Raw genomic sequence first — 13,714 nt, 5'->3', positions numbered from 1 at the left:
TACCGCCGCAGCGGCGGTAATCTTGGGAAGGAGCGAACACGAAGCATGGAGAATTTTACCGAACGCAAAGCCCCTGCCGGTCTGTACGACCCGCGCTTTGAACACGACAACTGTGGCATCGGCGCTGTGGTCGATATCAAAGGCCGCAAGACCCATAAAACCATCGAGGACGCACTGCAGATCGTCGAACATCTGGAGCATCGCGCCGGCAAGGATGCCGAGGGCAAAACCGGTGACGGTGTCGGCATCCTGACGCAGATCAGTGACAAGTTCTTCCAGAAAGTAGCGGCCGAGCTCGGCATTGAGCTGGGCAAGGAGCGGGAATATGGCATTGGCATGTTCTTTTTCCCGCAGGACGAACTGCGCCGCAATCAGGCCAAGAAACTGTTTGAGATCGTCTGCAAAAAAGAGGGCCTGCCGTTCCTCGGCTGGCGCGAAGTGCCCATCTGCCCCGAAGTGCTGGGCCACAAGGCCCGGGACTGCATGCCCAGCATCTGGCAGGGCTTTGTGGGCAAACCGGCCCGTCTGGAAACCGGCATCGCCTTTGACCGCCGCCTCTACGTGGCGCGCCGCGTCTTTGAGCAGTCCAGCCCCGACACCTACGTCTGCAGCCTGTCCAGCCGTACCATCGTGTACAAGGGCATGTTCCTGGTCAAGGAGCTGCGCCTGTTCTACCCCGACCTGCAGGATACCGATTATGAGTCCGCCATCGGCATGGTACACAGCCGGTTCTCCACCAACACGGCCCCCAGCTGGAATCGCGCCCATCCCAACCGCCTGATCCTGCACAACGGTGAAATCAACACCATCCGCGGAAACGTGGACACCATGCTGGCTCGTGAGGAAACCATCGGCTCCAATTACCTGAAAGATGACATGACCAAGGTGCTGCCCATCGTCAACCAGGGCGGTTCCGACTCGGCCATGCTGGACAACACCCTGGAATTCATGGTCATGAACGGCATGGATCTGCCTCTGGCTGTGATGGTGACCATTCCCGAGCCCTGGAGCAACAACCAGGCCATGGACTCCAAGAAGCGGGACTTCTACCAGTATTATGCCACCATGCTGGAGCCCTGGGACGGCCCCGCCAGCATTCTGTTCAGCGACGGCGACGTGATGGGCGCCGTACTGGACCGCAACGGTCTGCGCCCCAGCCGCTACTACATCACCAAGGATGGCCGACTGATCCTCTCCAGCGAGGTGGGCGTGCTGGATATTCCCGCCAGCGAAATCGTCCGCAAGGATCGCCTGCGCCCCGGCAAGATGCTTCTGGTAGACACCCAGAAAGGTGAACTGGTGGACGATGAGAAACTGAAGGACGATTACGCCAGCCGCCAGCCCTATGGCGAATGGCTGGACCGCAACCTGGTCAATCTGTCCTCCCTGAAAGTGCCCAACAAGCGCGCGCCCATCTACGACAAGGAACAGCTGGTCCAGCTGCAGAAGGCCTTCGGCTACCGGTACGAAGATGTCTCTACCATCATTCTACCGATGGCGAAGAACGGCGGCGAACCGGCCGGCGCCATGGGCAGCGATACACCTCTGGCTGTGCTGAGCCACACCCGGCCTTCTTTGTTTGAGTACTTCAAACAGATGTTTGCCCAGGTCACCAACCCGCCCATCGATGCCCTGCGTGAGAAGATCGTCACTTCCACCACCGTCTATGTAGGCGCCCAGGGCAATCTGCTGGAGGAAGAGGCCGACAACTGCAAGGTCCTCAAGATCGACAATCCCATCCTTACCGAGACCGACCTGCTCAAGATCAAATCCATGAACGTGCCTGGCTTCAAGGTCGAGACACTGTCCATCTGCTACTACAAGAACACCGACCTGGAGAAAGCCATTGAGCGTCTCTTCGTGGATGTCGACCGCGCCTACCGCGACGGCGCCAACATCCTGATTCTCTCCGACCGTGAGATCGACGAATACCATGTGGCCATTCCCAGCCTGCTGGCGGTGGGTGCCGTGAGCAAATATCTGGTCCGCACCCGCAAACGTACCGCCATGGCGCTGATTCTGGAGAGCGGCGAGCCCCGTCTGGTCCATGACTTTGCCACCCTGCTGGGCTATGGCGCCAGCGCCATCAACCCCTATCTGGCACAGCAGACCATCGGCAACCTCATCGACGAGGGTTTGCTTGACAAGGACTATTACGCCGCCGTGCAGGACTACAACAAGGCTGTTCTGGCCGGCATCGTGAAAATCGCCTCCAAGATGGGCATCTCCACCATCCAGTCCTACGCCGGCAGCCAGATCTTCGAGGCTCTGGGCCTGAGCAAGGAAGTGGTGGATAAATACTTCACCAACACCATCTCCCGTGTGGGCGGCATCACCATCCACGACATCCAGGACGACCTGGAAGCCCGCCATCAGGAAGCTTTCGACCCCTTGGGTCTGGACATCAACCGGGAGCTTCCCAGCCTGGGTGCCCACAAGTTCCGCAGCGGTCCCGCTGCCGAGCAGCATCTGTACAATCCCCAGACCATCCATCTGCTGCAGCAGGCCTGCTGGACCGGCAACTACGATACCTTCAAGCAGTACACCAAGGCCGTCGCCAACGAGGGCGGCGACGAGATGCATCTGCGCAGCCTGCTGGAGTTCAACTATCCTGAGCAGGGCATCCCGCTGGAGGAAGTGGAGAGCGTTGAGTCCATCGTCAAACGCTTCAAGACCGCAGCCATGAGCTACGGCGCCCTTTCCGAGGAAGCCCACGAATGCATGGCCATCGCCATGAACCGGCTGGGCGGCAAGTCCAACACCGGTGAAGGCGGCGAGGCCGAGGACCGCTACGGCACCGAGCGCAACTCCGCCATCAAGCAGGTGGCATCCGCCCGTTTCGGCGTGACCAGCAAATACCTGGTCTCCGCCAGCGAGATTCAGATCAAAATGGCCCAGGGTGCCAAGCCCGGCGAGGGCGGCCAGCTGCCCGGTGGCAAGGTCTACCCCTGGGTTGCCAAAACCCGCAACTCTACCACCGGTGTGGGCCTGATCTCTCCCCCGCCGCACCACGACGTTTACTCCATCGAGGACCTTGCCCAGCTGATCTACGACCTGAAATGCGCCAACCGCAAGGCTGCCATCAATGTCAAGCTGGTCAGTGAGGCCGGTGTCGGCACCATCGCCGCCGGTGTGGCCAAGGCCGGTGCCGAAGTCATCCTGATCTCCGGCTTTGACGGCGGTACCGGTGCGGCCCCCCGCAACTCCATCCACAACGCCGGCCTGCCCTGGGAGCTGGGTATTGCAGAGGCTCACCAGTGCCTGATCATGAACGGCCTGCGCAGCCGCGTCCGCATCGAGGCCGACAGCAAGCTGATGAGCGGTCGCGATGTGGCTATCGCTGCTCTGCTGGGTGCCGAGGAATTCGGTTTCGGCACCGGTCCCTTGGTCGTCATGGGCTGCGTGATGATGCGTGTCTGCAATCTGGACACCTGCCCCATGGGTATCTGCACCCAGAACCCCGAGCTGCGCAAGCGGTTCAAGGGCAAGCCGGAATACGTCATGAACTTCATGCGTTTCATGGCAGAAGAACTGCGGGAATACATGGCAAAACTCGGCGTGCATACCGTGGATGAGCTGGTCGGCCGTACCGATCTGCTGAAGGTCAAGGCTGTGCCCGCCGGCTCCCGTGCCAGCGAACTGGATCTGAGCGCTCTGCTCAGCAATCCTCTGGTTCCCGACACCAACATCCACTTCGACCCCAAAGCGGTCTACAACTTCGGTTTGGAAAAGACCCCTGATATGCGGGTGCTCATGAAGAAGTTCAAGAAATCCTTCGACATGGCAGAACCCAAGCCGATGACCGTCACCCTGGATGTGGGCAACACCGATCGTGCTTTCGGCACCATCTTCGGCAGTGAGATCACCGCCAAGTTCGGCAATACCCTACCCGACGACACTTTCCATGTGCTCTGCCACGGCTACGGCGGTCAGAGCTTCGGTGCCTTCCTGCCCAAAGGTCTGACCCTGGAGCTGGTCGGCGACTCCAACGACTATATGGGCAAAGGCTTGAGCGGCGGCAAACTCATCGTTTACCCGCCCCAGGACGCCTCCTTTGACCGCAGCGAGAACATCGTCATCGGCAACGTGGCGCTGTACGGTGCTACCGGCGGCAAAGCCTTCATCAACGGCGTGGCCGGCGAACGCTTCTGCGTGCGCAACTCCGGCGCCACCGCTGTGGTGGAGGGCGTGGGTGATCACGGCTGCGAGTATATGACCGGCGGCACCGTGGTCGTGCTGGGCAAAACCGGCAAAAACTTCGCGGCCGGCATGAGCGGCGGTATCGCCTACGTGCTGGACGAGGACTGGGACTTCTACAAGCGCGTCAACAAGGACATGGTCAGCCTGGAGCCGGTGGAGCACAAGTACGATGTTTCGCTGCTGAAGGATCTGATCCGCGAGCATGTGGAACTGACCGGTTCGCCCCGCGGCAAGGAAATTCTGGAGAACTTCGGTGAATATCTGCCCAAGTTCAAGAAGGTCCTGCCCCATGACTACGACAAGATGCTGCGGCTGATCGCCCAGATGGAAGAGAAGGGCGAAGACAGTGAGCAGGCCCAGATCGAAGCATTCTACGCAATGAAAAACGCCAAGTAAGGAGGCAGACTGCAATGGGTAAACCGACAGGATTTATGGAGATCAAGCGGCAGAACAGCCTGGAACTGCCGCCTGAAGAACGTATTCAGAATTTCAAGGAGTTTCATCTGCCCCTTCTGGCGGAAGAACAGCAGGCACAGGGTGCACGCTGCATGGATTGCGGTGTTCCCTTCTGCCAGAGCGGTATGCTGCTGGGCGGTATGTTCAGCGGCTGCCCGCTGAACAACCTGATCCCTGAATGGAATGACCTGATCTACCAGGGCAAGTGGAATCTGGCGGTGCATCGTCTGATTGCCACCAACCGCTACCCCGAATTCACCAGCCGGGTCTGCCCCGCCCTGTGCGAGGCTGCCTGCACCTGCGGCATGACCACCGGCGACCCGGTCACCGTCAAGGAGAACGAACGGGCCATCGTGGAATACGGCTATGAAAGCGGTGCCATCCATGCGGTTCCTCCGCCGACCCGCACCGGCAAAAAGGTTGCGGTCGTGGGCGCCGGCCCCGCCGGCCTCTCGGTGGCCGATCTTCTGAACAAGCGCGGTCACAGGGTCACCATCTATGAGCGCGAGGATCGCGTGGGCGGCCTGCTGATGTACGGCATCCCCAACATGAAGCTGGAGAAATGGGTCATCGACCGTCGTGTGAAGATCCTGCAGGACGAAGGCATCGAATTTGTCATGAACGCCAATGTAGGCGGCAATATCAGTGCCGAAGATCTGAAGTCCCAGTACGACGCCGTGGTGCTCTGCTGCGGTGCCAAGCAGGCCCGTGACATCAACGCTCCGGGCCGGGACGCGGGCAACATCTACTTTGCGGTGGATTACCTGACCAGCGTGACCCGCAGTCTGCTGGATTCCAACTTTGCTGACGGCAAGGCCATCAGCGCCGAAGGCAAGCGGGTGCTGGTCATCGGCGGCGGCGATACCGGCAACGACTGTGTGGGTACGGCCATCCGCCAGGGCTGCGAGAGTGTGCTGCAGTTGGAAATGATGCCCTGCCCGCCCGCCGAACGTGCGCCCGGCAATGACTGGCCGGAATGGCCCCGTGTGTTGAAGACGGACTACGGTCAGCAGGAAGCCATCGCCAAGTTCGGCAGCGATCCCCGCGTCTATCAGACCACCGTGAAGGAGTTCTATAAGAACGAAGCCGGGCAGGTCTGTGGTGCTTTGCTGGAAAAGCTGGAGAGCCAGGTCGTGGACGGACGCCGCCAGATGGTCCCCACCGGTGAAGAATTCAGTGTGGACTGCGATCTCGTTCTGATTGCCGCGGGTTTTGTGGGTTGTGAATCCTACGTAGCCGACGCCTTCGGCGTGGATCTGACGGCCCGCGGCGTAGTGGCAGATGACCACTATGCCACCAATGTTCCCGGTGTCTTTGCCTGCGGCGATATGCGCCGTGGTCAGAGCCTGGTTGTCTGGGCCCTGCGGGAGGGCCGCGACACGGCCGCCGTGGTGGATAAGAGCCTGATGGGCTATACCAACCTGTAAATTGCAAAGAAAAACGCCCTGCGAAGGAATTCCTTCGCAGGGCGTTTTTTGTTATAGGAAAAAGACTCAGCGTTCCATCTTCCAGAAAGCGCAGCTGTAGGGAGGCAATTCACTGCCGCCGCCAAAGTCATGGGGCTCCCCGGTGATGAGATCCATCGCCATACCGCAGCCCGCATCAAAGTGGGCCACATACGGTGCACCGTCAGCATTGATCGCCACCAGGACCCGTTCCTCGTCGGTGCGGCGCTCAAAGATCAGTTGTTTGGGCTGCACCAACACATTGCGGTAGCTGCCGTTGCAGAGGGCTGGGCTGGACGTACGAGCCTGGGCCAGCAGCGAAATCCACTGCGTCAGCTCGTTTTCTTCCGGCTTCTCAATGGCCGGGCGGAGGGTGGGATCGCCGTTTTTCTTGTCGCCTTCGATCCCCCACTCACTGCCGTAGTAGATCGCCGGAACACCCGGCATACCAAAGAGCAGGCCATACAGCGGCCTGAGGCACGCCTTGTCGGTCAGAATCGTCGCCACACGGGTGACGTCGTGGTTGTCCACAAAACTGAGCAGGTGCTTGCCGGTATAAAGGCACCAGGGCTCCGAGCCGAACTGCCGGTTGAGACTATAGCTGATTTCGTGCATATTGCCGGTGTTGAAGCTGGAATACAGCCCCTTGTAGCACTCGTAGTTGGTTACGCTGTGGCAGGCATGGTCATTCATCCAACGGTTATAATCGCCATGCAGCGTCTCACCCACCAGCACAAACTCCGGCTTGACTTCATTGGCCAGAGAGCGCAGTTCCGCCAGGAACCCCAGATCCAGGCAGTAGGCCACGTCGAGACGCAGACCGTCGATGTCATAGTCCCTGACCCAGCCGCGCACCACGTCAAACAGATACTGTTTCACCGCCGGGTTCTGGAGGTTGAGCTTCACCAGCTCATTGCAGCCTTCCCATGCCTCGTACCAGAAACCATCGTTGTAATTGGTATTGCCGTCAAAACTGATGTGGAACCAATCTTTGTAAGGGCTGTCCCACTTTTTTTCCTGTACATCCCGGAACGCCCAGAAACCACGGCCCACATGGTTGAATACACCGTCCAGCAGCACCCGGATGCCCGCCTGATGCAGTGCATCCACGACCTTCTTCAGATCCTCGTTGGTGCCCAGGCGGCAATCCACCTTGGTATAATCCCGGGTGTCGTACCCGTGGGCGTCGCTCTCAAACAGCGGGTTGAAGAGCACACAGGTAGCCCCCAGATCCCGGATATGCTCCACCCAGTCCAACACCCGCAACAACCGGTGCTGTTCCGACTGGGCCGTATCTCCGTCATTTTGCAGCGGCGCACCGCAGAGTCCCAGCGGGTAGATCTGATAGACCACAGCTTCATTGTACCACATAGTTTGTCCTCCTATTATTTTCAGCGGGGCGCTTTCCCCGCTCTGCCGTCAGAAAAAACGCCGTACCCGCCGGCGCAGCACGCGACGATAATACACCGTCACGGCGCCCAGCGCACGGTCACATAAAAAGAAGGAAAGGTTGCCCAGAGCCAGCAGCAGTGCCAGGATTCCCGGGCCCTCCGCCGTAAGTTCCTGCAGGACAACCGGCCCCAGCAAGGCAAACAGCAGGCCATAAACGATCACCGTGGCGGCATTGAAAACCACCAGTTTCACCGTCCAGCGCAGCGCGGCCGGCTTCAGCTTCCACAATGCGCGGCGCAGCACCGGATAGTATCCCACCACCAGCGCATAAAATAAGGCCAGTTCCGTTTCCGGCACCAGCAGCAGTCCCAGCACCGCGGCGGTCCCGTACAGAAGCAGCGCATACCGGGCGCCATATTCCTCCAGCACCGGAATCAGCAGGAAAGAAGCCAGCATCGGCGCCGCATACGTGCCGATCTGCAAGGCAGCCCCCAACAGCATCATCACCACCGAGAGTGCCCCCAGCACTCCGCAGAGGGCAATCTTCTGGCTTTCGGTCTTGCGCATTCGGGTTTCACCTGCTTTCGCAGTTATTATACCCTATTCCCCGGCGCTTTGCAATTCTGCCAGCTGTTCCACCGTACAAAAAGTATAGCCTTCTTCACGGAACCACGCAATAATCTGCGGAAGAGCCTCCACTGTCTGAGCGGTCGCCCTGGTGTCGTGCAGCAGTACCACACAGGTGGCAAGATCTTTTGCATCTTCCTGAATGTTGCGCAGGATCCTGTCAGCATCCGGGTGGGATGCTGTGGCATCCTCCCCGCAGACATTCCAGTCAATCCAGTGCCACCCCTTTTCCTCCGTTTCGGCTTTGAGTTCCTTCATGATACCACTGCCTCCATACCGGTGACTGACGGTATTGGTGCTGCCGCCGGGAAACCGCAGCCAGGTCAGGTCTTCCAGCGAAAGGTACGGTTCCAGTGCCTGCCGCAAAGTCTTGATATCCTGCCAGAACGCCTCACTGCTCTGGTAGATCTTCGCATAACGGTGACTGGCGCTGTGCATCGCCACCTGGTGGCCCTGCTGCACAATGGTGCGGACCATCGGCAGATATTCCTGATTGATATCCTGGGCACAAACAAAAAATGTTGCAGGGACCTTTTCCCTGGCGAGGATTTCCAGAATGGGACGGGTGTTTACACTGGGGCCATCGTCAAAGGTCAGGCAGACCTGTTTGGGCAATGCCGTTTCCCTCGTAGCAGCCGCCACCGCAAAGCAGTCGTTGGGGATGTCCGTGTCGGCGAATTCCTGATGATACAAAAGATGCACCACCGCGGCCAGAATGGCCAGCAGCAGCCCCAGCACACTCCAGGCCAGCAGTTTCTGGTGCAGTTCCTCCTGTCGGCGATCGTAACGAATGACAGGTCCCTCCTCCCGGCGTTTTGCTACAGCCTATGCGGGCGGTGGACAAAATAAAACCCTGTCCTTTCCGAAGAAAGGGCAGGGTTCGGGAAAACGATTTACCCGTGCAAGGGATTGACGGGACGCTTACGCCACAGCCGCGGCGAGAAGAGGGCCAGAATGGGATACAATTCCAGGCGACCCGCCAGCATATCAAAGGAAAGCAGCAGCTTGACCGGGTCGGAGAAATCCGCAAAGGAGCCCATCGGGCCCACCAGCTCCAGACCAGGGCCCACATTGTTGAAGCAGGTTGCCACCGCCGTAAAAGTGGTGACCAGATCGAATCCGTCGAGGGATGCCAGCAGCACCGAAGCCGAGAACAGCAGCATATAGATGTTGAAGTAGTTGTGCACGCCGCGCAGCGTTTTTTCGTCCAGTGCCTTGCCCTCGAACCGGATGGAAGTGATGGCGTGGCTGTGCAGCATTTTGTTCAGATCCTGCCGGGCTGCCTTGAAGAAAATAATAATTCGGGAGACCTTCAATCCGCCGGCCGTAGAACCTGCGCAGGCGCCAATGAAGATGAGCAGCACCAACACTGTGCGGGAATAGTTCGGCCAGAGATTGAAATCCGTGGTGGCATAGCCGGTAGTGGTAACGATGGATGCCACCTGGAAGAAAGCAGTGCGCAATGCGGTCCCCACATTGTCATACAGACTGGCGATGTTGATGGTGATGGTGATGGTGGAAAACGCCACAATTCCCAGATAGACCCGCAGTTCCTCCGAGTGGAAGGCTTCCTTGAAATGGCGCAGCAAGATAAAGTAGTACAGATTGAAATTGATGCCGAACAAAAGCATAAAGACACCGATGACCACTTCAAAGAAGGGGTTCTGGTAAGCCCCTACGCTGAGGGCCCGGTTGCTGAACCCACCGGTACCGGCAGTACCAAAGGAATGGATCAGTGCATCATACAACGGCATGCCGCCCACACACAGGATCACCACTTCCACCACGGTCAGCGCAAAATAGATCTCATAGAGGATCTTGGCACTGTCCCGCAGTTTGCTGGAGATCTTACCCACGGTGGGCCCGGGGACCTCCGCGCGCATCAGGTGCATGGCACGGCCATCTGTCATGGGCAGGATCGCCATGGCGAAGACCAGCACACCCATGCCGCCCACCCAGTGGGAAAAACTGCGCCAGAACAGAAGTCCCTTGCTCATAGCTTCCACATCGGTGAGGATGGTGGAGCCAGTGGTGGTGAATCCCGAAACCATCTCAAAAAAGGCGTCAAAGAAGGACGGGATTTCTCCCGAGATCATGAAAGGCAGCGCTCCGAACACCGACATGAGCACCCAGACCAGCGCCACGATGACAAGGCCGTCCCGGGCGTAGATCGTGGTGTTGCGGGGCTGCCGGTGACTGAGCAAAATACCCAGCAGCGTGAGCGCCAACGCCGGCCACAGGAATGCCAGCACGATATTCCATTCCCCGTACAGCGCCGAACAGGCCATCGGACAGAGCATCAGCACCGCTTCGATCCAGAAGATACGCCCCAGGACAAAACCAACCATTTTATAGTTCATGCCTGGCGCCTCACTTTACAATATCGCGCAGCGCGTGCAGCGTAGTGTCGGTGGTGACGACGACCACGTCATCCCCCTCGGAAAGCGCATCGTCGCCGGAGGGGATAACGGTCTGACCATTGCGCCGCACAATGCCGGCAATGAGCAGTCCGTCCTTGAACTGCAGTTCTTTCAACGGCTTACCGATAAACGGCAGGCCGGCCCCCACGTTGAATTCCAGTGCTTCGACCCGGCCGCCCACCAGGCGATGCAGCGTCTTGATGTTGTCGGAATCAATGCTGTTCTGCATGGCGCGCACGTAACGGGCAATGGCTTCGCTGGTGACCGCCGCCGTGGAAACGACGCTGTCTACCAGATTGTTGGCCGCCGCCAGATCCGCGAAAGACGGCCGGTTGATCTTGGCCACCACCTTGCAGGCATTGAACTGGGAAGCATACATCGCCAGGATGATGTTGGTCTCATCCATACCGGTCAGCGCTACAAAGGCGTCCATCTCATCGATGCGTTCCTCGCTGAGCAGTTCACTGTCGGCACCGTCTCCGTGGATGACCAGCACGCCGGGAAACTTTTCGCTCATATCCTGGCAGCGCTGGAGATTGTTGTCGATGACGGTCAGCCGCTTCTGGGCATCCTGCAGCTCCCGGACCAAATAGTAGGTCATACGGCCGGCGCCCACAATCATAATGTTGTTGGCACGTTCCTTGAACAGATGCAGTTTGCGGAAGAAAGTTTCCAGATCCCGGGGGGAAGCTGTCAGATAGATCTTGTCCCCCGCCTGCAATTCAAAGGAGCCGGAGGGAATGATGGTCTCCTGGCCGCGGGCCACTGCACAAATCAGGATTTTGACGCGGATATTGCGGTACAGATCCGTCAGCGGCATGCCCACCAGCGGATTGTCCGGACCGATGCGGTATTCCACCAGTTCAAACCGCTGGCGGCAGAACTGCTCCCGCTTGATGGCACTGGGGAAACGCAGCACACGGGCAATTTCCCGCGCGGTGGCCTGCTCCGGATTGATGACCATGGAAAGGCCCAGTTCTCCGCGCATAAAGCGCAGCTGTTTGGCGTATTCCGGATTGCGGATACGGGCAATGGTATGCCGCGTACCGATCTTTTTGGCAACCAGACAGGAGAGAATGTTGATCTCATCGCTGGAGGTAGTGGCAATCAGCAGATCGGCCCCTTCCTCGAACGCCTCCTTCTGTACACCGTAGCAACCGCCGTTGCCGGCCACTCCTCGCACATCATAGATGTTGACGATATTGTCGATGATCTCCGAATTCTGGTCGATGACGACAAGATCGTGTCCCTCCCCGGCAAGCTGCGCCGTCAGGGCACGGCCGACCTTTCCCAGGCCGACGACCACGATTCTCATAGCGTTACTCCTTCTCTTTTCCTGTGTTCCCATCTACCGTCAAATGGGAGCATTTTTTACGTTATCAGGTTTAATTATAACAAAGCGGACAAAAAAAGCAATAGGGCTTTCCCTGAATGTATGGCAAAGCCCTGCGCCATCAAATTTTCATTCCTCCGCGGGCAAAAAAATACGGCCTTCCCACGTGGAAAAGCCGTATTGCGAATGGTTCAGATGTTCTGGTTCAATCAGCTGTTCTGCACATTGTTCTTCAGAATGACGTCATGGCTGCCGCCTTCCACGATGGAAGTGGAAGAAACCACGGTCAGGCGGGCCTTCTCCTGCAGTTCGGGGATGGAGAGCGCACCGCAGTTGCACATGGTGGAACGCACCTTGTACAGGGTGGTCTGCACACCGTCCGCCAACGGTCCGGCGTAGGGCACGTAAGAGTCGACGCCTTCCTCAAAGCTCAGCTTCTGGGCGCCACCCAGGTCATACCGCTGCCAGTTGCGGGCACGGTTGGAACCCTCGCCCCAGTATTCCTTCACATAGTTGCCGCCCACACGCAGCTTGTTCGTGGGGGATTCGTCAAAACGGGCGAAGTAACGGCCCAGCATGACGAAGTCCGCACCCATGGCCAGCGCCAGCGTGATGTGATAGTCCTGCACAATGCCGCCGTCGGAGCAGATGGGCACATAGATGCCAGTTTCCTTATAATACTCATCGCGGGCTTTGGCGACCTCGATGACCGCCGTAGCCTGACCGCGGCCGATGCCCTTGGTCTCACGGGTGATGCAGATAGAACCACCGCCGATACCGATCTTGACGAAGTCGGCACCTGCCTTGGCCAGGAACATAAAGCCATCGCGGTCCACCACGTTGCCAGCGCCAACCTTTACCTTGTCGCCGTAATGTTCACGGATCCAGTCGATGGTGCGGGACTGCCACTCGCTGAAGCCCTCGGAGGAGTCGATGCAGAGCACGTCCACACCGGCTTCCACCAGCGCGGGAACGCGCTCGGCGTAGTCGCGGGTGTTGATGCCGGCGCCGACCACATAGCTCTTGTTGGCGTCCAGCAGTTCGTTGACGTTTTCCTTGTGGGAGTCGTAGTCCTTGCGGAAGACCATATACTGCAGATGGCCTTCCTCATCCACCAGAGGCAGAGAGTTGATCTTGTTATCCCAGATGATGTCGTTGCAGTCATGCAGGCTGGTAGTAGCGGGGGCCGTGACCAGCTTGTCCAGCGGCGTCATAAACTCGGTGACCTTGAGGTCGTGGGTCATGCGGGACAGACGATAGTCACGGGAAGCCACAATACCCAGCAGCTTGCCGTGGGCCGTGCCGTCATCAGTGATGGCCACGGTGGAGTGACCGGTGCGGGTCTTCAGGTCCAGCACATCGCCGAGAGTCGCCTCCGGCGGCAGGTTGGAGTCGGAAGTGACAAAACCCTTTTTATAGGCTTTCACACGGCGTACCATATCCGCTTCCTGCTCAATGGTCTGCGAACCATAGATGAACGAAACACCGCCCTGCTTGGCCAGCGCGATGGCCAGCTTCTCGCCGGAAACGGACTGCATGATGGCAGAAACCATCGGGATGTTCATTTCCAGGGGGCACTCTTCCTCCCCTTTGCGGTACTTTACCAGCGGGGTCTTGAGGCTGACAGCCATCGGCACGCATTCCGAAGAGGAATAGCCGGGGACGAGCAGATATTCACCAAAGGTACGAGACGGTTCGGAAAAATAATACGCCATAAATGCACTCTCCTGACTTCCTGATTTCCAAGGTCCCATGAACACAGAACCATTGTTTTTATGTGATTAGGAAGATTGTACCACATTCGCGGACAAAACACAAAAGATTTCACGAAAATCTTTCTT

At 58.4% G+C, this 13,714-nt stretch carries 8 protein-coding genes; 2 read left to right on the top strand and 6 right to left on the bottom strand.

Features of this window, described 5'->3' with window-relative positions; genetic code table 11:
* Positions 1–45: 45 nt before the first annotated feature.
* Together gltB and NQ490_RS13620 are read left to right on the top strand one after the other, a co-directional pair.
* Positions 46–4,596, top strand: a complete 4,551-nt coding sequence (gltB, locus tag NQ490_RS13625) for a glutamate synthase large subunit (RefSeq protein ID WP_007046604.1) — start codon at positions 46–48, stop codon at positions 4,594–4,596.
* Between the two features lie 14 nt (positions 4,597–4,610).
* Positions 4,611–6,083 carry a glutamate synthase subunit beta gene (locus tag NQ490_RS13620; protein ID WP_007046605.1) on the top strand — a complete coding sequence of 491 codons (1,473 nt, stop codon included), beginning with the start codon at positions 4,611–4,613 and terminating at the stop codon, positions 6,081–6,083.
* 66 nt (positions 6,084–6,149) lie between these two features.
* On the opposite strand, the gene NQ490_RS13615 is transcribed toward NQ490_RS13620, so the two are convergent.
* From NQ490_RS13615 to NQ490_RS13590, 6 genes are all read right to left on the bottom strand, one after another.
* The gene (locus NQ490_RS13615) at positions 6,150–7,472 is read right to left on the bottom strand and encodes an alpha-amylase family glycosyl hydrolase (protein ID WP_007046606.1); all 1,323 of its coding nucleotides are present in this window, start codon (positions 7,470–7,472) and stop codon (positions 6,150–6,152) included.
* Between the two features lie 48 nt (positions 7,473–7,520).
* Positions 7,521–8,060, bottom strand: a complete 540-nt coding sequence (locus tag NQ490_RS13610; RefSeq protein ID WP_007046607.1) for a hypothetical protein — start codon at positions 8,058–8,060, stop codon at positions 7,521–7,523.
* A gap of 33 nt (positions 8,061–8,093) precedes the next feature.
* Positions 8,094–8,858, bottom strand: coding sequence for a polysaccharide deacetylase family protein (locus NQ490_RS13605; RefSeq protein ID WP_007046608.1), 765 nt, complete (start codon positions 8,856–8,858; stop codon positions 8,094–8,096).
* A gap of 155 nt (positions 8,859–9,013) precedes the next feature.
* Positions 9,014–10,480, bottom strand: coding sequence for a TrkH family potassium uptake protein (locus tag NQ490_RS13600; protein WP_007046609.1), 1,467 nt, complete (start codon positions 10,478–10,480; stop codon positions 9,014–9,016).
* Between the two features lie 10 nt (positions 10,481–10,490).
* Positions 10,491–11,855 carry a Trk system potassium transporter TrkA gene (gene trkA / locus NQ490_RS13595; protein ID WP_040917624.1) on the bottom strand — a complete coding sequence of 455 codons (1,365 nt, stop codon included), beginning with the start codon at positions 11,853–11,855 and terminating at the stop codon, positions 10,491–10,493.
* 227 nt (positions 11,856–12,082) lie between these two features.
* Positions 12,083–13,588 carry an IMP dehydrogenase gene (locus tag NQ490_RS13590; RefSeq protein ID WP_040917625.1) on the bottom strand — a complete coding sequence of 502 codons (1,506 nt, stop codon included), beginning with the start codon at positions 13,586–13,588 and terminating at the stop codon, positions 12,083–12,085.
* Between the last annotated feature and the right edge of the window lie 126 nt (positions 13,589–13,714).

Origin of the sequence: Subdoligranulum variabile, from assembly GCF_025152575.1 — a bacterium.
Taxonomy (GTDB): Bacteria; Bacillota; Clostridia; order Oscillospirales; family Ruminococcaceae; genus Gemmiger; species Gemmiger variabilis.
This window is presented reverse-complemented; position numbering and strand designations above follow the sequence as displayed.

Coding starts and splice junctions, on each gene's coding strand:
- gltB (WP_007046604.1), top strand. CDS start 46: ATGGAGAATTTTACCGAACGCAAAGCCCCTGCCGGTCTGTACGACCCG.
- NQ490_RS13620 (WP_007046605.1), top strand. CDS start 4,611: ATGGGTAAACCGACAGGATTTATGGAGATCAAGCGGCAGAACAGCCTG.
- NQ490_RS13615 (WP_007046606.1), bottom strand. CDS start 7,472: ATGTGGTACAATGAAGCTGTGGTCTATCAGATCTACCCGCTGGGACTC.
- NQ490_RS13610 (WP_007046607.1), bottom strand. CDS start 8,060: ATGCGCAAGACCGAAAGCCAGAAGATTGCCCTCTGCGGAGTGCTGGGG.
- NQ490_RS13600 (WP_007046609.1), bottom strand. CDS start 10,480: ATGAACTATAAAATGGTTGGTTTTGTCCTGGGGCGTATCTTCTGGATC.
- trkA (WP_040917624.1), bottom strand. CDS start 11,855: ATGAGAATCGTGGTCGTCGGCCTGGGAAAGGTCGGCCGTGCCCTGACG.
- NQ490_RS13590 (WP_040917625.1), bottom strand. CDS start 13,588: ATGGCGTATTATTTTTCCGAACCGTCTCGTACCTTTGGTGAATATCTG.